This is a genomic window from Curtobacterium sp. 'Ferrero' (assembly GCF_002412165.1).
In the GTDB taxonomy this organism is placed as follows: Bacteria; Actinomycetota; Actinomycetes; order Actinomycetales; family Microbacteriaceae; genus Curtobacterium.
On the sequence record NZ_NXIA01000018.1, the window covers coordinates 1 to 17,347 of the forward strand.

The window sequence follows — 17,347 nt, forward strand, 5'->3', positions numbered from 1 at the left end:
ACGGGCGCGTCCGCCAGGGCAGCCGCTGCCGAGCGACACCCGCCGACGTCGTACGACAACGGCCCCGTCGTCCGGGGACCGCGGAACGCTCGGCCAGCAGGCGGACGCCCGGCTGCGACCACGACGGCGACCGCAGGCGGACGCCCGACAGCGGACGTCCCCTGGCAACAGAAGACGCCCCCGGCTCCGATGGAACCGGGGGCGTCATCCCTGCTGTCTCAAACAGTGTGCGCTCGAAGGGACTCGAACCCCCAACCTTCTGATCCGTAGTCAGAAAAAATGTGCCCCATCTGACTTGCGGACTGTCATATTTGACTACTATCGTGTCGTACGTGCTTCCAGCGGCCTGCACAAGCAGATTGCGAAGGATGCACGAACCGGATGCACCCATCCGGCAAGAAGAAGGCCGCGACCCTGCCAGGTCGCGGCCCTCAATCCCACCCGTGAAGTCAGCACGAGAGGAACACGATGCACGGTAGGCCCAGCCACCGACGTAGAAGAACCACGCACACCGGCGTCCTGAGCGACGGACGGTGGAGCGCGCACGACAGAAGAGGTGGCACGCCGGCACGCCCGGCGCCCTGACCCGGAAGGAGCCCCGTGGGCGACATCGCACGCGGCAAGGGCGAGGGCGCACTGTTCCGAGTCCCGAAGGACACGAAGCAGCCCGTGAAGTACTGGCAGGCCGTCGTCGAGCTCCCCCAGCGCGACGGTGAGCGCCGCCGGAAGTACGTCCGCGCCAAGGACAAGCCGACCGCGCTCAAGAAGCTCCGGGCCCTGCAGAAGGAGCTTGAGCGCGTCGGCGACCTGCCGACGGCGTCGATGACGCTCGAGGCGTGGCTGCGCACCTGGTTCGATCAGATCGCCGTCGAGCGCGTCCGCCCGAAGACCGCGGCCACCTACCAGTCGATCATCAAGCAGCACATCATCCCCGCGATCGGGGGCGTGCGGCTCGACAAGCTCGAGCCCGCCCACGTTCGCCGGCTGCGCGACGCGATCGTCGCGAAGGGCCGCGCGCCGTCGACGGCCCTGCAGGCGCACCGGATTCTCGCGACCGCGCTCCGTGACGCCGAGCGTGAGGGGCGCGTCACCCGGAACGTCACCACGCTCGTTGACGCCCCGAAGCGCGGCCGGGTCACCCTCGTGACGCTCGACGCGGCGGCCGGAGTGCGGATCCTCGAGCACGCGGCACGCGAGGACGTCCGCATGGGCTCCCGGTGGGCCGCCGCACTCCTCACCGGCGCGCGGCAAGGAGAACTCCTCGGCCTTGAGATCGACCGCGTCTCCGACGAGCTCGACCTGTCCTGGCAACTGCAGCGCCTCACCTGGTCCCACGGCTGCAACCCACGTGACGCTTCAGCGCCGCGGTGCGGCCGGATCCGCGGAACGGACTGCCCGGACCGGTTCCTCCGCGCGCCCGCCGACCACGAGCACCGGCACCTCACCGGCGGCCTCTGGCTGTCGCGGCCGAAGTCGAATGCTGGCTGGCGGGTGATCCCGCTCGTCGACCCGCTGCGGTCGATCATCGAGCGCCGCATCGCGACGGCCGCCACGGAGCCGAACCCGCACGGACTGGTGTGGACCGCAGAACGGAAGCGCGACCCGTACGTCGACGAGCCGCGGCCGCTCGACGGAGCGCCCATCGACCCGGCGAAGGACAACTACGCGTGGCACGCGCTCCTCGCCCACGTCGGGGTCCGCGACGCCCGGCTGCACGACGCCCGCCACACGACCGCTGACCTGCTCTACGAGGCGGGTGTCGCTGAGCCGGTCATCATGGAGATCCTCGGACAGTCGACGTTGTCGGTTACGCGCGGCTACCGGTCGCGCGGGAACCACGCGCTGCTACGCGACGCCCTGGTCAAGGTCTCCGCCCTGTTGACGGCGGACGTTCGCCCAGACGCGCCACAGCTTGCCGCTGACGCCTAGCTCGGCGGCGATCTTCGCGGAGTCCTGCGTCCACGCGCACACCCGGGCGACGTCGTCGTCGTCGATGAGGTGCAGCGCTGCGTAGCGGTCCGCCTGCGTCTCGTGCTTGGGTCGGTCATCGCGGTGCCCGAGGACGGCGTGGCCGATCTCGTGGGCGAGCGCTGAGCGGTCGTGCACGGCGCGCATCCCTGACCGGATGACGATGAGGTTGTGGTCGGGGTACCAGAAGCCGTTCGCGGTGCGGATCGGCCTGTGCACGACGTTGATCCCGAGCTGCGCTGCGTGCTCGTACGGGTCGTAGGTCCCCACGCCGCCCCTTCTGCCGGTGGTTAGTCGGTCTCGTCGGTGTCCGACTCGGGGTCGCGGGGGTTGGCCGCGTGCGCCTCGGTCGTGTTCTCGAGCTGTTCTGCAGACCAGGTCCGCAGGTCGACGACATTGTGGTCGGCAGCCACCGACATTCGCTCGGCATCGCGGAGCGCCTCGGCGTAGAGCTCGTCGGCGGGCACGCCGATCGCTTCGGCGACTCGCTGGAACGACTTCGAGGGGATGTCGACCTTGCCGTTCATGTACCGCTGGATGGTCGACAGGCTGATCCCGGACCGCTCAGCGATGACCTCGCGGTTGATGCCCTTCTTCGCGTACGCGCCCCGAAGGACGGCGGCGAGGGCCTGGTTGATGAAGTCCGAGGGCTGGGGCACGGGTCCAGCGTACCCGGCGAACTTGCCACATCTGACAAAAAACATGCCGAATCGGCTTGCACAATCCAGATGTGACGCGTAAATTGCCACATGTGACAAGAAGACTCCCCGCCACGGACCCGGCCCAGCGCATCGCTGCTGCCATCGTCGACCGTGGCACCGACACGGCCACCGTCGCGAACGCCGCCGGCCTGCCCGTCTCGGACCTCGAAGACCACCTGCGCACGGGTGATCTGACGATGGTCGAGATCGTGCGGGTCGGCGGCGTTCTGCGTCTCGGGCCGTCTGACCTCTACGGAGCCACCACATGACCCAGACCGCCACCGGCGACGCTCCCGTCGCCGCCCTGCCTCAGCTCTCGGACTACGTGAAGTTCGAGAAGCTCGCGTACGCCGTCCCGACGTTCGCGACCCTCGTCGAAGTGTCCGAGGACACCATCCGACGCAACATCGACGCCGGCGCGCTCACCGTGAGATACCCGACGACCGCCGGCCGGAAGCCGATCGTCTTCATCGAGGACGCCGTCGAGTGGCTGCGCCACCTCCCGACCGAGAAGCCGAGCGCAGCATGAGCGCCCTCGTCGCCCGCCGGCCGGTCCGAGGCACGATCAGCAGCCGTGCGCCCCGGGACCTCGACGTCGTCGACCCCCGCCCCGCCGGCACCACCGAGCAGGACGCGGAGACGGTCCGGACTCTCGTGCACGGCCGCTGCGATGACGCGGACGTCGTGCTCGCCGCTCTCGGCTTGGCGGTGGCGTCGTGAGGACCGCAGGCGCGCTCATGTACGCGGCCCTCGTCGCTGCCGCGTTCGCGTCCGGCTTCGACCGCACCCAGACGGTGTGGTTCGTCCTCGTCGTCGCGTTCGTGGCCCTGTTCATGGCGTCCCTGTTCCGGCTGATCGCCGTGCTCAACGCCCCGAAGGAGCAGCCGTGAGCACCGCAGCCCGCAAGGAGCGCAAGCGCATCCGGCGCCGATGGGGCTACGAGAGCGCCGAGGCAACCCAGTCCTACCCCATCGCTGGCCCGTACCAGCACCCTCGGCGCGAGGGCATCCCGTACGGACGAAGCAAGCCGTGGAGCATCGATCGCGACATCGCGCAGATGCACCATGACCTGGACGTGACTCGGGCGATCGTCGAGTTCGCGCCGGACTTGTGGCGTCGGGCGGTCAGCCGATGACCGGCACGCATGGCGTCCTCTGCGCATGCGACGTCTGCTGGACCTTCTCCGGCCTCCACGACGACGACGCGCTCGGCAAGGCCATCGCCCGCGCCGCCGAGGTCGACGACCCGACCGACTGCGACTGATCTGAGCAGGCCCCGCAGCCTCGGTCCCCTCCCTCACCAACGCGCTCCACACCGGCAGCGCGTCATCAACCAACCCCAGGAGAACACCATGACGACCATCCCGAACGTGCCCCTGCGAGTGCTCGAGCTGCGCGCCGAGAACTACAAACGGCTCACCGCGGTGCAGATCAGACCCGACGGCAACGTCGTCCTCGTCGGCGGCCGCAACGCGCAGGGCAAGACGTCCGTCCTCGACGCGATCTACGCCGTGCTCAAGGGCGGCGCCGCAGCCCGCGAAACGGTGCAGCCGATCCGCGACGGCCAGGACACCGCCACCGCCCGACTCGAGATCGGCGACGACGCCGGCAACGTCGTGCTCGTCGCCACCCGTCGGTGGACGAAAGACGACGCCGGCTCGCTCACCGTCGAGTCCGAGGACCACGCCCGGTTCTCGTCGCCGCAGAAGCTCCTCGACGGCCTGCTCGGCAGCATCAGCCTCGACCCGCTCGCGTTCACCCGGATGGACGCGAAGAAGCAGCTCGCGGCCCTGATCGCAGCGCTCGGGGACTCGCTCGGGTTCGACCCGCTGCAGCTCGACGCGGAGCGGAAGGGCGTGTACGACCGCCGCACCGAGGTCGGGCGGAAGGTCACCGAGCTCGAGGGGCGTCTCCGTGGCTACCCGGAGCCGGACCCGTCGCTGCCGTCGGAGGAGGTGTCCGCCGCGGACCTGGTGGCGCAGGTCGACCAGATGACCCGCCACAACCGCGACATCGACGCCGCCATCGAGCGGGCCCGGGTGGCTCGCGCGGACCAGCAGCGGGCCGAGGACGCCCTCGTCGCGGCGCAGAACGCTCTCGACGCTGCGGCTGCGCGTGCGACGGAGTCCGTCGCTGCTGCCCGAGCGCTCGGCGAACGGGCGAACCCGCAGCCGCTCCTCGACCAACTCGGCGAGATCGACGTGATCAACGAGCGTGTGCGGAAGCAGCGCGACCGCGCCGCCATCGTAGAGGAGCTCTCCGACCGGAAGCAGGAGCAGGCGCAGCACACGCTCCGGCTGCAGGAGATCGACCAGCAGAAGGCGGACGGCATCGCTGCCGCCGAGCTGCCGGTGCCGGGCCTCGGATTCGACGCCGACGGCGTGACCCTCAACGGCATCCCGTTCTCGCAGGCGTCGACGTCGGAGCAGGTGCGAGTGTCGACCGCTCTGGCGATGGCCGGCGACCCGACGATCCGGGTGATGCGCATCGACGGCGGCGAGTCGCTGGACTCCGCGTCGCTGCAGATCATCGAGGAGCTCGCCGCCGAGAAGTCGTTCCAGGTGTGGATCTCCCGCGTCGACGAGTCCCGTGCGGTCGGGTTCACGATCGAGGACGGCGAGGTCGCTGCGTGAGCGCCGCGGACGCCCGGCAGGCTCTCGCCGAGTCCGACGAGGCCATGCGGAACGGGCAGGAGTACGCGGCGGAGCGTGCTCTGCAGCGTGCGCAGGTGCTCGCCATGATCGCCGTCGCTGAGGAGCAGCGCACCGCGAACCTCATCGCTGTGTTCGACGAGGAGGGCCCGGAGGTCTTCCAGGAGCCCATGCCGACCGCGAGCCGGGATGTTCCGTACAGCTTGCTCGCCGCGGACCGTCAGGAGCGGATCCGCAGCCGGTACCTGGTGCTCGCCGCGGACGTCGCGGAACGGCTGGACCTCGCATGAGCGCGCTGATCATCCTCGCGGCCGTCGCCGGAGCGCTCGTGCTCACGGCCGCCGCGCAGTGGGTCATCGCCGAGACGACCGGCCCCCGCATGCAGGAATGGAGGAACCAGTGGTGACCTGGCAGGAACGCATCATCGTCGACGGTCACGACCGTGACCTGTGGCTCGGCGCCCGCCGTCAGGTGATCGGCGCGTCGGACGCGGCGAAGTTCGCGAAGGCGTCCAGCGTCGACAAGTACCTCGCGGCGAAGCTCGCCCCGTCGACGTTCACCGGCAACGCGTTCACGGAGCAGGGGCATCGGTGGGAGCCGATGATGCTCGCCTACGCGGGTATCCCTCAGAACGTGGCGCTGGTCCACTCCCCCGACGAGCCCGGGTTCGCGGCGACGCCGGACGGGCTGCGCGTGAACGCGGACGGCCGCCTCACGCTCGCCGAGTGCAAGGCGAAGCACGGGAAGGTCGTCGACGGCCCCAGCACGGCCGAGTGGCGGCAGCTCGCGTGGCAGTTCGAGGTGCTCCCCGAGGCCGACGAGATCGAGTTCCTCTGGTGCGAGCTCGTCAAGAACGACCGTGACGAGTGGGACCTCCGCGACGCCCACCACGGCATCCCCCATCGGATCGTCATCACCCGGGGCCACCCGAAGATCGTCGCCGCTCGCGCGCTGATCGTCCCCATCGCAACCGACGTCCTCGCGCGGCTCCGCGTCGCGCTGACCTACGAACGGAGAGCCGCATGACCACCACGGAGCTCACGAACCTCCCCGCGAACGGCGACGTCGCGTCCTGGTCCGACGCCGAGAAAGCGATCGCGGACGCCGCCGGCCTGGTGTTCACCCACACGTACGGCGACCGTCAGGGCCAGCGGGAACCCGCGCCGCGCGCCGTCGTCGAGAAGTTCCTCGCCCTGTCGCGGCAGTCCGGCCTCAACCCGCTGTCGAACCAGATCTGGTGCATCGGCCGCCTGTCGAAGGGCCGCGTCGAGTGGGCCGTGCAGACCGGCATCGACGGGTTCCGGCTCGTCGCCGACCGGTCGGAGAAGTACGGCGGGCAGGACGCCGCCGAGTGGATGACGGACCAGGGCGAATGGGTGGACGCGTTCATCCCGAAGCTGCACGGCGGGCATCCGCTCGCCGCGCGGGTCCGCGTCTGGCGGTCCGACTGGGACCGGCCCGCCGTCGGCGTCGCCGAGTGGGGCGCGTACGTGCAGACGAAGCGCGACGGCGCGCCGACGGAGATGTGGGCGAAGCAGGGCGCTGGACAGCTCGCGAAGTGCGCGGAGGCGCTCGCGCTCCGCAAGGCGTTCCCGATGGACCTGTCCGGGCTGTACACCTCGGACGAGATCGCCGCAGCCCCGCAGCAGCACGTCGAGGTCGCACCGCCGACCCGGGACTGGGTCGCGCTCATCGAGCAGGCGACGACGCACGACGAGGTCGAGGACCTGCTCGACGCGGCGGACGACGCCGGGGAGCGCACCGACCAGGTGCGCACGGCTGCTCTCGCACGTCACGGGATGCTCGGTGAGACGACCCCGGTCGTCGCGAACGAGCCGACCGTCGTCGAACCGGAGGTGCCGGCGGCGGACCCGGCGCCGACGTCGCCCGCCGAGCTGTCCGACGACGACTGGCTCGCCCAGGCCGAAGCCGACGCGCTCCGCCACGGAGCGACGTCGTGACCGACATCATCAACCAGGCGTCCGGCGAGCTCGTCACGTACGAGCCCGTCGGGCCCGCGGAGCTCGAGCTGATGATCCGGGTCCTCACCGACCGGCTCGAAGCGTCCGTCCCGGTGCTGCGTGCCATGTGGCACGACCGGTACGAGGCAGAGCGTGCGCTGATCGAGGGCCGCGCGAAGGCGATGCTCACCGCGAAGGGCGCGACCGTCACCGAGAAGCGCGCCGAGGCGGACCTCGCGTCCCTGCCGCTGCGGCTCGAGTTCGACCTCAAGAAGGAAGCGCTGCACGCCGGCGAGGAGCTGCAGAAGGCGCTCACCGCGAAGCTGTACGGCCTCCTGAACCTCAACAAGGCCGTCACCGCGACCTACCAGTCCTACGGCCACGGCCGCTGATCGAAAGACATCACCATGAAGAGAACTTCCGTCACCATCGAGGCCGGTGCCGCACGCTACCTCGCCGAGGGTTCCCTCGCCGCGATGAACCGGCTCGGCTGGTACCCAACCCTCAACACCGCACGGATCACCATCGGCAAGGACGGCGTGCAGGCCGTCGCGACCGACCGGTACCGAGTGCACGTCATCAACGCCGAGACCGAGAAGCGGTCCGGTGAGGGCGTGTTCCTCCTCCCGGAAGCCGCGCTCCGGTGGATCGTCAAGAACGCGGGCACGTTCAGCAGCCGCAGCAACCGAGCGGTGAAGCCGATCGCGGTCATGCAGTTCACCCCTGCAGACCCGGCGGTCCAGCACGACACCGGTTCGGTGCAGATCACGTTCAAGCGCGACGAGGCGCTCGACGAGTCCGTGACGTACACGGGACCGCTCTTTCGGGGCAACTTCCCGCCTGTGGAACGTCTCGTTGACGAGACCCGCGTCGCAGATGAGGTCGCGGCCCCACGGAACCTGAACCTCGACTACCTGGCGAGCATGCGCGTCCTCGCTCCGGCACGGAACGTGCCAGCACGGGTGCGCTTCACCGAGGCGAAGCACAACCACGCGAAGCAGGGCGCGATCCACGTCTCGTACGCCTCGAACGGGAAGGTCTACGCCGAGGCAATCCTGCAGCCGGTCCGCGAGGAGGATGCCGACTGATGTCCGAAGTGCTCCCCCCGCCCCTCGATGGCTTCACCACCCCGCCGGCTCCCGTCGCCGCGGGCCTCGACCTCTCCCTCACCGACACCGGCGTCGCCGTCGTGCACACCGACGGGTCGATCCGCACTGCGCGGGTCCGGTCGTCGGGGAAGAAGACCGACAGCCTCAAGGTCAAGGCCCGCCGGTTCGACGACCACGCCGCTGCGATCTGCGCGCAGGTCGCGCCGTGCACGGAGGTCGTCGTCGAATCCCCCGCCTACGGAATGCCGCAGGGCGCCGTTGACCTCGGCGGGCTCCGCTGGCTCGTCCTCACGATGCTCGTCGACCGTGGTCACCACGTGCACGAGATCAACCCGATGCACGTCAAGAAGTACGCGACCGGGGAGACCCGCGCGGACAAGGACGTCGTCCTCGCGGCGGTCGTGAAGCGGTACCCGCAGGCCGACGTGACGAACAACAACACCGCGGACGCCGTCGTGCTCGCGTCGATGCTCGCCCGCCACGTCGGCCACCCCGTCGAGGGTGACCTGTCGCAGTCGCGATGGGACGCGTTCGGGAAGGTCGCGTGGTCCGAATGAGCGGCCGCCCGATCACCACCTGCACCCGCATGGCGATCGCCGCCGCGGTCATCGCCGGCCGCCGGGACCAGCACATCGCCGACGAGCTCGGCGTCGCCCGCTCATCGGTGCAGCGGATCCGCGACGAGCGGGGACTTCCCGCGAACCACGGCCGCGGCCGACCCACCAGGAAGGAGACCCGCTCGTGAAGATCGGCTCGCTGTTCAGCGGCTACGGCGGTCTCGACCTCGGCGTGCAGCAGGTGCTCGGCGGGACGGTGGCGTGGCACGTCGAGTTCGACGCGGCCCCGTCGGCGATCCTCGCGCACCACTGGCCGAACGTGCCGAACTACGGCGACGTGACGGCGGTCGACTGGTCGTCGCCGGACGTCGAGCGGGTCGACGTACTCACGGGCGGCTTCCCGTGCCAGGACGTGTCCCTCGCCGGGCTCCGCCGCGGACTCCGCGACGGCACCCGATCCGGCCTCTGGTCGGAGTTCGCCCGGGCGATCGACGCGCTGCGGCCGTCGCTCGTCGTCATCGAGAACGTGAGAGGACTGCTCAGTGCGACGGCTGATCGGCAGATGGAATCAAGCCCGTGGGGTGTGGGAGACCGACACGATGGACCTGCTCTCCGAGCACTCGGAGCCGTTCTCGGCGACCTGGCCGAGCTCGGGTATGACGCGGAGTGGTGTGGCCTTCGAGCTGCCGACGCCGGTGCTCCCCACGGCCGGTACCGGGTCTTCGTCGTCGCGCTTCCTGCCGACGCCTCTCGCTTCGGACGACCGATCGTCGAGCCCGGCGGACGAGGCGCGCCACACCCCGCAGCTCCGGTCCGTGCTGTTGAAGACGCCGACGGCGCAGCTCGCGGTGAACGGTGGCTCGCAGCATCCGGAGAAGCGCCGCGAGGGTGGACACGGTCCGACGCTCGCGGACGAGGTGGAGCACCTGCTGCCGACGCCGAGCGCCGCGGTGGTGAACGACGGCGAGGACACGGGGTCCTGGCTGGCGCGCCGTGCGCGGGTGAAAGCGACCGGCGTGAACGGGAACGGGATGGGGATGCCGCTGACGATCGCAGCGCAGCTCCTCGCCAGTGGGGACCCTTCGGACCCGCCGTCGAGCGCTGGGAGCGCGTCACCGGACGAGTAGCGCCCGCGCCGACGAACCCCGACGGCCGAGGCGGCTCCCACCGCCTCGCGCCCGAGTTCGTCGAGTGGATGATGGGCCTCCCCGCCGGCCACGTCACCGGCGCACCGATCACCCGCGCCCAGCAGCTCAAGGCGCTCGGCAACGGCGTCGTCCCGCAGCAGGCCGCCCTCGCGGTGCGCACGCTGCTCGAGCGGACGGTGGCGGCGGCGTGATCGGCCCGAAGGTGGCGCAGCCCACTGCGTCCGAGGAGCTGCGCGCCTACGCGCTCGTGCTTGAGCGCGACGAGGAGCGGTGCCAGCGATGCTGGCGCGGTGCCGTCGTGCACCGCGATCACCGGCAGAACCGCTCGCAGGGCGGCCTCACGCTGGCGTCGAACCTGCACCTCCTCTGCCCCGAGTGCCACGAGTGGAAGACCGACAACGGGCCGGACGCGTGGCACGACGGCTGGGGCGTCCCCGGGTGGGCGCGGCCGGCGGAGTACCCGGCCCGTCGGTGGCTCCGCACCCAGGTGGGGACGCTGCGGCAGGCGTGGGTGCTGCTCGACGACGACGGCGGCTGGCGAGAGATCAGCGCCGACGAGGCGCGAAGACGGATGGAAGGAGGTGGCGGCTGATGCCGTGGTTCAAGGTCGACGACAACCTGGCGTTCCACCCGAAGGTGCTCGCAGCGGGCAACGCGGCGATGGGCCTCTGGGTCCGCGCCGGTTCGTGGGCCGCTCAGCAGCTCACTGACGGCGTCATCCCCGACTCGATTCTCCCGTCGCTCGGAACGCGGAAGCAGGCTGACGCGCTCGTCGCGGCGGGGCTGTGGACGCGCGCGGACGGCGCGTGGCGCTTCCACGAGTGGAACGCCGATGGTCGTCAGCCCACCCGCGCCCGGGTGGAGGCGGATCGTGCGGCAGCGACCGAGAGGCAGCGCAAACACAGGGAAGCACGGGGTTCGTCACAGCGTGACAAGGGCGTGACTGACGGCGTGAGTCACGGCTCGGTCACAGGGGGTGTCACACCTACCCCGACCCGACCCGACCCGACCCGACCTCCTTCTCCTGACGGAGAAGGGAAGACCGTGCCGCGCAAGCGCGGGACACGGCTCGAACGGTCGTGGCAGCCGTCAGCGGAGACGGTCGACCGGATGCGTGCCGAAGCACCTGGCATCGACCTTCGTCGCGAGCACGAGGTGTTCGTCGACTACTGGACGTCGAAGACGGGTCAGGCCGCGACGAAGGCCGACTGGGACGCGACGTGGCGCAACTGGATGCGCCGCAAGGCGGACGACGTCGCGAAGCGTGACCAGCCGCGGTCGACGGCGGCGCAGCGGAACCTCTCCGTCGTCGAACGGTTCGCGGCCCGTGAGCAGCAGGAGCAGTACCCGAGCGCCTTGGAGGGCATGTGAACCAGACCGAAGTCGCGAAGCTGCTCACGGTGGCGTCCGCGATCGACAACCGGACCGTCTCCGACGAGCAGGTCATCGCGTGGCACGCCGCGCTCCGGCATCTGCCGTTTGAGGTCGCGCAGGAGGCGCTCGTGCGCCACTTCCGGGACTCGACGGAGTACCTGCTGCCGGGGCACATCTCGAAGCAGGCGAAGGTGATCCGGGCGGAGCAGGAGCGGGAGGCGCGGATCCGTCGGCAGATCGAGCCGCCGCGGCCGATCACCCTCGACCGGCCGGCGCTCGAGGCTGAGACGGCGCAGTGGACGGCGTTCTACCGCCAGCACCCGGAGCAGCGAGCGCTCGACGCGGGGAGGGTGCCGTGACCGACGACGCGTGGGCGAACTTCATCGCGCAGCTCGACCCGGCCGCGGTCGAGGCGGAGCGGTACCGGGTGCTCGGTGACCTCGACGCGGAACGGCCGGGGTCGCGGCAGGACCACGAGGTCCGATTCGCCCACGACTACGTCCGCCGGGACTTCTGGGCGCGGATGTGCGGCGAGGTGGAGCGGCGCACGGTCCGCAGCCAGACGGACGACGCGGACCGGGAGATCCGGGCCCGCGGCTTCGACCAGCAGCCGGTGGACGACGACAGCGACATCGAGGCGGCCATCCGGTCGTACTCGCAGAGACAGGCGGCAGCAGCCGCACAGCACGGAAGGACAGCCGCATGAGCGGAGAGACCATCATCACGGTCGTCGGGAACCTGACGGCCGACCCGGAGCTGCGGTACACGCAGAACGGCCTCGCGGTCGCGAACTTCACCATCGCGAGCACCCCGCGGACCTTCGATCGTCAAGCGAACGAGTGGAAGGACGGCGACGCCCTGTTCCTCCGCGCGTCGGTCTGGCGTGAGTTCGCCGAGCACGTGTCCGGCTCGCTGACGAAGGGTTCCCGGGTCATCGCCCGCGGTGTGCTCCGGCAGCGGTCGTACACCGACCGTGAGGGGCAGCAGCGCACGAGCATCGAGCTCGAGGTCGACGAGATCGGCCCGTCGCTCCGGTACGCGACCGCGCAGGTCACCCGCTCACAGGGGCAGGGCGGCCGTGGCGGGCAGGGCGGCGCACCTACGGGCGGGCAGCAGGACCAGGGGTGGCCCACGCAGCAGCCGGGCCAGCAGGGCGGCCAGCAGCAGGGCCAGCAGGGCCAGCAGCCGGGCGGCGGCGCGCAGGGGCAGGACGTGTGGTCCCAGCCCGGCACCTACGACGACGAGACACCGTTCTGATGGGGACCGCGACCCACACCGTTGAGGTCACGACCGGCTACCTGTTCGGCGTCGGGACGTTCACCTGCCAGGGCGGCCCAGACGACGAGTGCCATCAGTACCCGAGCTGCCAGTGCGAGGAGTGGCCGTGCGAGCACCCGGTCGAGCGCCAGGCGTCGTGCTGGATGACGCCGTGGTGGAACGCGGGCGAGTACCTCAGCGACACCTACTTCGACGACGACGGGGACTTCGACCGTCTCGAGTGGCACTCGGGCGAGGTCCGCGGGACGTGGCAGGGCGACGGGTGCACGTGGCAGTACGTGACGCCGGAAGGAGCCTCCTCGTGACCATCACCCAGGGCAACGACACCGGCGGCTACGACTTCGGCGACCCGAAGTCCCCGACCTACCTCATCGCCGCCGAGCAGCGGGCCGCCCGCGCAAGACAGCTCCGCGAGGAGCACGACGACGGGCACACCCGGTGAGCGCCGAGTCCGCCTTCGACGAGCTGCTCGTGCCCGTCATCGCCGAAGCCCTGCCCGACCTGCTGCAGGCGTTCGCGGACTGGAATCACCCCGACGCCGAAGCGCTGATGAAGCGCGCCGACGCGGTCGTCACCGAAGCGCACCTCGCCGACCTCGACCCGTTGAACCTCAGCGGGATGGAGGATTCGGAGCGGTACGTCGAGGACTCGAAGCTCGCCGCCGCGGTGGCCGTGCAGACCCTGCACGCCGTCGCGATGCACCTCAACCAGACCAGGAGAGACCAGTGACCATCACCCCACCCGAGGTCGACGACGAGCTGACCGTCGCGTTGCTCGTCGAGCGTGCCCGCCGCCGCCTCGCCGAGGCCCCCGAGCTCGTCGAGTACGTCCGCATCCGCCGCATGCCCGGCGGCGCGGTCCGCGACGGCCAGCCCGGCGCCCCGTCCCGCACCCCGCCGGCTCCGCTGCACGTCGGCGCGCTCGACGACGCCGACCAGATCTACGTCGACCTCGTCGGCCACGTCCGCCGGTGGGCGCGGGACCTGTCGATCTCCACCCTCAAGGTCGCGCTCCGCTCCGGGCAGTGGACCACGGACGGGGTGCTGCTCGGCTTCCGGTCCACCACCACCCCGCCCGGCGCCGCAGCCCTCACCCGGGACCTCACCGACTGGCTGCTGCTGCACCTCGACCGCATCGCCACCCACCCGGGCGGCCCGGAGTTCCTCCACGACGTCGCGCACACCATCGAGACGGTGTACTCCCGATTCCCGCTCGAGGCCCGCCCGGACCGGCCCCACTGGAACCGGCAATGCGAGCAGTGCGGCGAGTTCGCCGTCACCGCGGACTGGTCACCGGACGCGGAGATCCGCGACGTCACCGTCTGGTGCGAGTCCTGCTCCCACGTCCTCGTGTCCACGGACTCCGCCGGCACGGTGCACGTCCGCGGTTCGGAGTCCCCCGACCAGCGTGCCGCCGGCCGGAAGCTCGCCCGCATCGTCCGGCAGATCGCTGTCGGCACGTCCGTCCCCCGCATCGAAGGAGCACCCGCATGACCGAGGACCTGGTCGTCTTCATCGTCCTGGCCGTCTGCGCGACGGCGATCGTCTGCACCTGGATCGCGAAGGGAGGCGACGATGCCTGAGCCGACCGAGCAGGTGCCCGTGTCGATCGCACCGCTGCCCGATGACGCCCGCATGGACGCGTACTACTACGGCTTCGAGCGCACCGGCGTCGGGTTCATCGACGCGATCCTGTCGGCGGTCGCCATCGCCGGGAAGGGCGCGCACCACACCGAGTCATGGGGAGACCCCTGGGAAGGGACGGAGTACTACTTCCGTGGCCGCCCCGGGCTTCCTGACGCGGACAACGCCGTGGACCTGATCCAGAAGGCCGCGCAACAGGCTGCCGACGCCGTGCTCGCCCTGCTCTCGCAGCCGACCTCGACCGCCGAGCATGACGAAGACTGCTTTGCCGGTGAGTGGAACGAGGCAGCAGGAGTGACTTGCGTGTGCACATGCGGCGTCGAGCCGCCTAGACCCGAGGACATGGCACCGGGGACGACGTTCGATAGCGCCGGCGACACCTTCACCGTCATGGACTCGTTCGGCGATCGCTGGCTGCAGAAGGACGACGGCGACGCCTGGGACATCGAGGACATCGACCCGTCCACGATCCGCGACGTGACCCCGCCGCCGACCACGTGACCGGACTCGACCCGCAGCGGCTCGTCACCCTCCGCGCCGCCGAGAAGCTCGTCGGCCGCTCCCGCCGCACCCTGCTCGCCTGGCAGGCCGACGGGATGCCGACCGAGCTCCTCGGCGGCGTCCGCCACGTCCGCGTCGCCGACCTCACCGACTGGCAGCGGAGACACGGGCGCCGCCACGGACGCACCCGCGACACGATCTGACCCCCGAACGAGGAGTGCCCCGAACTGCACCCCTCACCTGATATGCTTCGCATGCAGCACAACTCGGCCCAGACCTCACGGTCCGGGCCGTTCGTGTATCCGCATCCGAAGACCGGGGTTTGAATCCCCAGCCTGATGTCACCGGCTCGGCCGCGACGTGGGCGAAGCACAGCGGCACAGTGCAGCGGATGCGTCGAGCGCCTCGCGGCCGTCAAGTCCTGGCCGGGCCGTCTGCGGGGCGCTCCCACACTCTTCCCCGTGCCCGCCGACACGCACCGCTACCGCACACGCCACGACCGAACAACCGCAGCACAGCCCCGCTGCACTCGTGCCCGCCCTGAGCGGCAACGTCCGGCCGTCGCAAGCGAACCACCGCACACGGCGTCGAGCACGGGGAACACCCTCACGGGGTGGGCGTCAACGCGCGCCCGCCGTAGCCGCGAAGGCCGCCGCAACACGGCGCGATCTCCCGCCGAGACGACCTGCGCCCACCCCGGAACACCCCCACCACACGAGGATGCCCCAGCGCTGCGTGAACAGCCTGGGGCGTGACCGACTTTCGAGGAGTCGATGATGCAATCATGCTCGATCGATGGGTGCCGAGGCAAGATCAAGGCCCGAGGCTGGTGTAGCGCCCACTACCAGCGGTGGCGTGCGTGGGGCGACCCGCTCATGTCGAAGCAGCACAAGCCGGTCCCGCCATGTTCCATCGCGACCTGTGACGCACCAGCCCGGAACGCGTCAGCGGCGTACTGCAACCGGCACGACAAGCGCATCCGGAAGCACGGCAACGCCGACGTGGTCGCGTTCGCCCGAGCCGACGATGCAACGCCGCTGGCTGACCGCCTACGTCTGCACGCTGACATCGGCGGACCGGACGATTGCTGGGAGTGGCAGGGTGCCCGGAACGCCGACGGGTACGGGGTGACGAAGACCGAGCTCGGCAACCTCGCACACCGAGTCTCCTACCAGGTGTGGGTCGGACCGATCCCAGATGGCTACTTCGCCTGCCATACCTGCGACAACCCGCCGTGCATCAACCCACGGCACCTCTTCACAGGTTCCCCCGCCGACAACGTGCACGACATGATCCGCAAGGGCCGCAACCGACGGAGGGCAGCATGAGTGGGATATCGCTCGGCGCCGACTTCAACGCCGACCTCGTAGCCCTCGCAGGCTGGGACCCCACCGCCGTCGACCCGTCCACCCTCGGCATCGCGTTCGTGAACCAGGGCGGCCAGACCACGGTCACCGCGACCGCAACCAGCAACGTCGACACCGACGCTCTCAACGCCCTCATCCGCAAGCACATCCCCGCACCCGCCAGCGCACCGCAAGCGGACAGCAGCTAGCCACGCTAGCGTCCTGCCATGCGCTGCACCTCCAAGTTCCTCACCTACGCGTGCCAACACGCAGCCGAACACGAGGGCCCCCACCAATCCGAGAACAGCACCTCATCCGCACGCTGGAACAACGGTGCGGTCCGTCTACTCGCCCGCTCCCGGCGGAGACGTCAAGTCGTTCTCGAATTCGGTCAAGAAATCAACTACCCAATCTGGCTCTGAATCACCAGACGCATCCCCACCCACTCGTGGCAAACCACTCATACACGTGACGCTACGACGGCCGAACACCACCCTCACCACCATCCGCGCACCGAGGACACAGAAACCCACCCTTCGATGAGCGCCCAGGCGGCGCACGGAGACGAGAACCATGACCGACGACACGACCGCACCTGGTCCAGTCCAGGACCCTGCCGTGCGCGCGAGGGTCGCTGCTCTGCACGCTCAGGGGAAGGGGCGGAACGCGATCGCCGCGGAGCTCGGCCTCGGCAACTCGACGGTCACTCGCATCGCGAAGGCCCTCGGGTTGGACTTCTCCCGGGCGCAGACGGCGGTCGCGGTCGCTGCCCGGGTGCGGACGCTCAAGGAGCGTCGGGCGGAGATCGTGTCTCGGCTGTACACGCGTGCGGAGTCGAACCTCGACCGGCTCGAGGCGGACACGTTCCGGACGCTCGTGCGTGGTGAGGGTGGCGCGGAGCACGTCGACGAGCTCGACTTCGTCCCGCCGGAGCATGAGCGGGCGCTCGTCGCGACGATCGGTACCGCGTTGACGGCGGCCGCGAAGCTGGAACTGCAGGACGGTGACCAGAAGGCGGACGACGCGAAGTCGCTGCTGCGGAACCTCGGTGCCGCGTTGCAGGCCATCCCCGACGGGGACGAGTAGACGCCTCGGTCCGGGTGTGTTCGGG

The 17,347-nt window shown here is 70.3% G+C and carries 33 protein-coding genes and 1 pseudogene; 32 read left to right on the forward strand and 2 right to left on the reverse strand.

Features of this window, described 5'->3' with window-relative positions; genetic code table 11:
- Positions 1-600 precede the first annotated feature (600 nt).
- Positions 601-1,929 (forward strand): tyrosine-type recombinase/integrase, encoded by a 1,329-nt coding sequence (locus tag Csp2054_RS14100; RefSeq protein WP_096900094.1) that lies wholly within the window; start codon positions 601-603, stop codon positions 1,927-1,929.
- Here Csp2054_RS14100 and Csp2054_RS14105 read toward each other — a convergent pair.
- Both Csp2054_RS14105 and Csp2054_RS18235 read right to left on the reverse strand, forming a co-directional pair.
- Positions 1,846-2,238, reverse strand: a complete 393-nt coding sequence (locus Csp2054_RS14105; RefSeq protein WP_096900095.1) for an ImmA/IrrE family metallo-endopeptidase — start codon at positions 2,236-2,238, stop codon at positions 1,846-1,848. The two genes, Csp2054_RS14100 and Csp2054_RS14105, sit on opposite strands and share 84 nt — an antisense overlap.
- Positions 2,239-2,258: 20 nt before the next feature.
- Positions 2,259-2,627 carry a helix-turn-helix domain-containing protein gene (locus Csp2054_RS18235; RefSeq protein ID WP_176491727.1) on the reverse strand — a complete coding sequence of 123 codons (369 nt, stop codon included), beginning with the start codon at positions 2,625-2,627 and terminating at the stop codon, positions 2,259-2,261.
- 71 nt (positions 2,628-2,698) lie between these two features.
- Between Csp2054_RS18235 and Csp2054_RS18240 the strand changes: the two genes are divergently transcribed.
- From Csp2054_RS18240 to Csp2054_RS14235, 31 genes and pseudogenes are all read left to right on the forward strand, one after another.
- Complete coding sequence (locus Csp2054_RS18240; protein ID WP_176491728.1) at positions 2,699-2,938, forward strand: hypothetical protein; 240 nt, start codon at positions 2,699-2,701, stop codon at positions 2,936-2,938.
- On the forward strand, positions 2,935-3,198 hold the full coding sequence (locus Csp2054_RS14115) for a hypothetical protein (RefSeq protein ID WP_096900097.1): 264 nt from the start codon (positions 2,935-2,937) through the stop codon (positions 3,196-3,198). The genes Csp2054_RS18240 and Csp2054_RS14115 overlap by 4 nt, the downstream gene beginning before the upstream one ends.
- On the forward strand, positions 3,195-3,389 hold the full coding sequence (locus Csp2054_RS14120; protein ID WP_096900098.1) for a hypothetical protein: 195 nt from the start codon (positions 3,195-3,197) through the stop codon (positions 3,387-3,389). Before Csp2054_RS14115 ends, Csp2054_RS14120 begins: the two co-directional genes overlap by 4 nt.
- Positions 3,386-3,559 carry a hypothetical protein gene (locus Csp2054_RS18245; RefSeq protein ID WP_176491729.1) on the forward strand — a complete coding sequence of 58 codons (174 nt, stop codon included), beginning with the start codon at positions 3,386-3,388 and terminating at the stop codon, positions 3,557-3,559. Before Csp2054_RS14120 ends, Csp2054_RS18245 begins: the two co-directional genes overlap by 4 nt.
- Positions 3,556-3,804: a hypothetical protein gene (locus tag Csp2054_RS14125; protein WP_096900099.1), complete on the forward strand. Its 249-nt coding sequence runs from the start codon at positions 3,556-3,558 to the stop codon at positions 3,802-3,804. The genes Csp2054_RS18245 and Csp2054_RS14125 overlap by 4 nt, the downstream gene beginning before the upstream one ends.
- Positions 3,801-3,932, forward strand: coding sequence for a hypothetical protein (locus Csp2054_RS18595; protein ID WP_255252761.1), 132 nt, complete (start codon positions 3,801-3,803; stop codon positions 3,930-3,932). Before Csp2054_RS14125 ends, Csp2054_RS18595 begins: the two co-directional genes overlap by 4 nt.
- Positions 3,933-4,020: 88 nt before the next feature.
- Complete coding sequence (locus tag Csp2054_RS14130) at positions 4,021-5,301, forward strand: ATP-binding protein (RefSeq protein ID WP_096900100.1); 1,281 nt, start codon at positions 4,021-4,023, stop codon at positions 5,299-5,301.
- The gene (locus tag Csp2054_RS14135) at positions 5,298-5,609 is read left to right on the forward strand and encodes a hypothetical protein (RefSeq protein ID WP_096900101.1); all 312 of its coding nucleotides are present in this window, start codon (positions 5,298-5,300) and stop codon (positions 5,607-5,609) included. The genes Csp2054_RS14130 and Csp2054_RS14135 overlap by 4 nt, the downstream gene beginning before the upstream one ends.
- Positions 5,610-5,721: 112 nt before the next feature.
- On the forward strand, positions 5,722-6,345 hold the full coding sequence (locus Csp2054_RS14140; protein ID WP_176491730.1) for a YqaJ viral recombinase family protein: 624 nt from the start codon (positions 5,722-5,724) through the stop codon (positions 6,343-6,345).
- Positions 6,342-7,280, forward strand: a complete 939-nt coding sequence (locus Csp2054_RS14145) for a RecT family recombinase (protein WP_096900103.1) — start codon at positions 6,342-6,344, stop codon at positions 7,278-7,280. The genes Csp2054_RS14140 and Csp2054_RS14145 overlap by 4 nt, the downstream gene beginning before the upstream one ends.
- Entirely contained in the window at positions 7,277-7,672 is a 396-nt protein-coding gene (locus tag Csp2054_RS14150) for a hypothetical protein (protein WP_096900104.1), read from the forward strand. The genes Csp2054_RS14145 and Csp2054_RS14150 overlap by 4 nt, the downstream gene beginning before the upstream one ends.
- 15 nt (positions 7,673-7,687) lie before the next feature.
- A complete protein-coding gene (locus tag Csp2054_RS14155; protein ID WP_096900105.1) occupies positions 7,688-8,368 on the forward strand; it encodes a hypothetical protein in 681 nt (226 codons plus the stop codon).
- A complete protein-coding gene (locus Csp2054_RS14160; RefSeq protein WP_096900106.1) occupies positions 8,368-8,946 on the forward strand; it encodes a crossover junction endodeoxyribonuclease RuvC in 579 nt (192 codons plus the stop codon). Before Csp2054_RS14155 ends, Csp2054_RS14160 begins: the two co-directional genes overlap by 1 nt.
- On the forward strand, positions 8,943-9,134 hold the full coding sequence (locus Csp2054_RS14165; protein WP_096900107.1) for a helix-turn-helix domain-containing protein: 192 nt from the start codon (positions 8,943-8,945) through the stop codon (positions 9,132-9,134). Before Csp2054_RS14160 ends, Csp2054_RS14165 begins: the two co-directional genes overlap by 4 nt.
- Positions 9,135-9,187: 53 nt before the next feature.
- Positions 9,188-9,631, forward strand: a pseudogene (locus tag Csp2054_RS18600) (DNA cytosine methyltransferase); the annotation flags it as partial.
- On the forward strand, positions 9,528-10,073 hold the full coding sequence (locus tag Csp2054_RS18605) for a hypothetical protein (protein ID WP_255252762.1): 546 nt from the start codon (positions 9,528-9,530) through the stop codon (positions 10,071-10,073). The pseudogene Csp2054_RS18600 and the gene Csp2054_RS18605, both read left to right, overlap by 104 nt.
- 68 nt (positions 10,074-10,141) lie before the next feature.
- Positions 10,142-10,285, forward strand: a complete 144-nt coding sequence (locus tag Csp2054_RS18610) for a hypothetical protein (protein WP_255252763.1) — start codon at positions 10,142-10,144, stop codon at positions 10,283-10,285.
- On the forward strand, positions 10,282-10,686 hold the full coding sequence (locus Csp2054_RS14175; RefSeq protein WP_096900109.1) for an HNH endonuclease: 405 nt from the start codon (positions 10,282-10,284) through the stop codon (positions 10,684-10,686). The genes Csp2054_RS18610 and Csp2054_RS14175 overlap by 4 nt, the downstream gene beginning before the upstream one ends.
- Positions 10,686-11,465, forward strand: coding sequence for a hypothetical protein (locus Csp2054_RS14180; protein WP_096900110.1), 780 nt, complete (start codon positions 10,686-10,688; stop codon positions 11,463-11,465). Before Csp2054_RS14175 ends, Csp2054_RS14180 begins: the two co-directional genes overlap by 1 nt.
- Positions 11,462-11,827, forward strand: a complete 366-nt coding sequence (locus Csp2054_RS14185) for a hypothetical protein (RefSeq protein ID WP_096900111.1) — start codon at positions 11,462-11,464, stop codon at positions 11,825-11,827. Before Csp2054_RS14180 ends, Csp2054_RS14185 begins: the two co-directional genes overlap by 4 nt.
- Complete coding sequence (locus Csp2054_RS14190; RefSeq protein ID WP_096900112.1) at positions 11,824-12,174, forward strand: hypothetical protein; 351 nt, start codon at positions 11,824-11,826, stop codon at positions 12,172-12,174. Before Csp2054_RS14185 ends, Csp2054_RS14190 begins: the two co-directional genes overlap by 4 nt.
- Positions 12,171-12,725 (forward strand): single-stranded DNA-binding protein, encoded by a 555-nt coding sequence (locus tag Csp2054_RS14195; RefSeq protein WP_096900113.1) that lies wholly within the window; start codon positions 12,171-12,173, stop codon positions 12,723-12,725. Before Csp2054_RS14190 ends, Csp2054_RS14195 begins: the two co-directional genes overlap by 4 nt.
- Positions 12,725-13,051: a hypothetical protein gene (locus Csp2054_RS14200; protein ID WP_096900114.1), complete on the forward strand. Its 327-nt coding sequence runs from the start codon at positions 12,725-12,727 to the stop codon at positions 13,049-13,051. Before Csp2054_RS14195 ends, Csp2054_RS14200 begins: the two co-directional genes overlap by 1 nt.
- Positions 13,048-13,188 carry a hypothetical protein gene (locus Csp2054_RS18250; protein ID WP_176491731.1) on the forward strand — a complete coding sequence of 47 codons (141 nt, stop codon included), beginning with the start codon at positions 13,048-13,050 and terminating at the stop codon, positions 13,186-13,188. The genes Csp2054_RS14200 and Csp2054_RS18250 overlap by 4 nt, the downstream gene beginning before the upstream one ends.
- Positions 13,185-13,475, forward strand: coding sequence for a hypothetical protein (locus Csp2054_RS14205; RefSeq protein ID WP_096900115.1), 291 nt, complete (start codon positions 13,185-13,187; stop codon positions 13,473-13,475). The genes Csp2054_RS18250 and Csp2054_RS14205 overlap by 4 nt, the downstream gene beginning before the upstream one ends.
- Positions 13,472-14,239 (forward strand): hypothetical protein, encoded by a 768-nt coding sequence (locus Csp2054_RS14210; protein ID WP_096900116.1) that lies wholly within the window; start codon positions 13,472-13,474, stop codon positions 14,237-14,239. Before Csp2054_RS14205 ends, Csp2054_RS14210 begins: the two co-directional genes overlap by 4 nt.
- Positions 14,240-14,347: 108 nt before the next feature.
- Positions 14,348-14,890, forward strand: a complete 543-nt coding sequence (locus Csp2054_RS18255; RefSeq protein ID WP_176491732.1) for a hypothetical protein — start codon at positions 14,348-14,350, stop codon at positions 14,888-14,890.
- Positions 14,887-15,093: a hypothetical protein gene (locus Csp2054_RS14220; RefSeq protein WP_096900117.1), complete on the forward strand. Its 207-nt coding sequence runs from the start codon at positions 14,887-14,889 to the stop codon at positions 15,091-15,093. The genes Csp2054_RS18255 and Csp2054_RS14220 overlap by 4 nt, the downstream gene beginning before the upstream one ends.
- A 672-nt stretch (positions 15,094-15,765) precedes the next feature.
- Complete coding sequence (locus Csp2054_RS14225; RefSeq protein ID WP_176491733.1) at positions 15,766-16,218, forward strand: HNH endonuclease; 453 nt, start codon at positions 15,766-15,768, stop codon at positions 16,216-16,218.
- Positions 16,215-16,445 carry a hypothetical protein gene (locus Csp2054_RS14230; RefSeq protein WP_096900119.1) on the forward strand — a complete coding sequence of 77 codons (231 nt, stop codon included), beginning with the start codon at positions 16,215-16,217 and terminating at the stop codon, positions 16,443-16,445. Before Csp2054_RS14225 ends, Csp2054_RS14230 begins: the two co-directional genes overlap by 4 nt.
- A 409-nt stretch (positions 16,446-16,854) precedes the next feature.
- Positions 16,855-17,322 carry a helix-turn-helix domain containing protein gene (locus Csp2054_RS14235; RefSeq protein WP_096900120.1) on the forward strand — a complete coding sequence of 156 codons (468 nt, stop codon included), beginning with the start codon at positions 16,855-16,857 and terminating at the stop codon, positions 17,320-17,322.
- Positions 17,323-17,347: the final 25 nt, after the last annotated feature.

Coding starts and splice junctions, on each gene's coding strand:
- Csp2054_RS14165 (WP_096900107.1), top strand. CDS start 8,943: ATGAGCGGCCGCCCGATCACCACCTGCACCCGCATGGCGATCGCCGCC.
- Csp2054_RS14155 (WP_096900105.1), top strand. CDS start 7,688: ATGAAGAGAACTTCCGTCACCATCGAGGCCGGTGCCGCACGCTACCTC.
- Csp2054_RS14160 (WP_096900106.1), top strand. CDS start 8,368: ATGTCCGAAGTGCTCCCCCCGCCCCTCGATGGCTTCACCACCCCGCCG.
- Csp2054_RS18595 (WP_255252761.1), top strand. CDS start 3,801: ATGACCGGCACGCATGGCGTCCTCTGCGCATGCGACGTCTGCTGGACC.
- Csp2054_RS14115 (WP_096900097.1), top strand. CDS start 2,935: ATGACCCAGACCGCCACCGGCGACGCTCCCGTCGCCGCCCTGCCTCAG.
- Csp2054_RS14120 (WP_096900098.1), top strand. CDS start 3,195: ATGAGCGCCCTCGTCGCCCGCCGGCCGGTCCGAGGCACGATCAGCAGC.
- Csp2054_RS14145 (WP_096900103.1), top strand. CDS start 6,342: ATGACCACCACGGAGCTCACGAACCTCCCCGCGAACGGCGACGTCGCG.
- Csp2054_RS14200 (WP_096900114.1), top strand. CDS start 12,725: ATGGGGACCGCGACCCACACCGTTGAGGTCACGACCGGCTACCTGTTC.
- Csp2054_RS14225 (WP_176491733.1), top strand. CDS start 15,766: ATGTCGAAGCAGCACAAGCCGGTCCCGCCATGTTCCATCGCGACCTGT.
- Csp2054_RS18610 (WP_255252763.1), top strand. CDS start 10,142: ATGATGGGCCTCCCCGCCGGCCACGTCACCGGCGCACCGATCACCCGC.
- Csp2054_RS14130 (WP_096900100.1), top strand. CDS start 4,021: ATGACGACCATCCCGAACGTGCCCCTGCGAGTGCTCGAGCTGCGCGCC.
- Csp2054_RS14180 (WP_096900110.1), top strand. CDS start 10,686: ATGCCGTGGTTCAAGGTCGACGACAACCTGGCGTTCCACCCGAAGGTG.
- Csp2054_RS14195 (WP_096900113.1), top strand. CDS start 12,171: ATGAGCGGAGAGACCATCATCACGGTCGTCGGGAACCTGACGGCCGAC.
- Csp2054_RS14230 (WP_096900119.1), top strand. CDS start 16,215: ATGAGTGGGATATCGCTCGGCGCCGACTTCAACGCCGACCTCGTAGCC.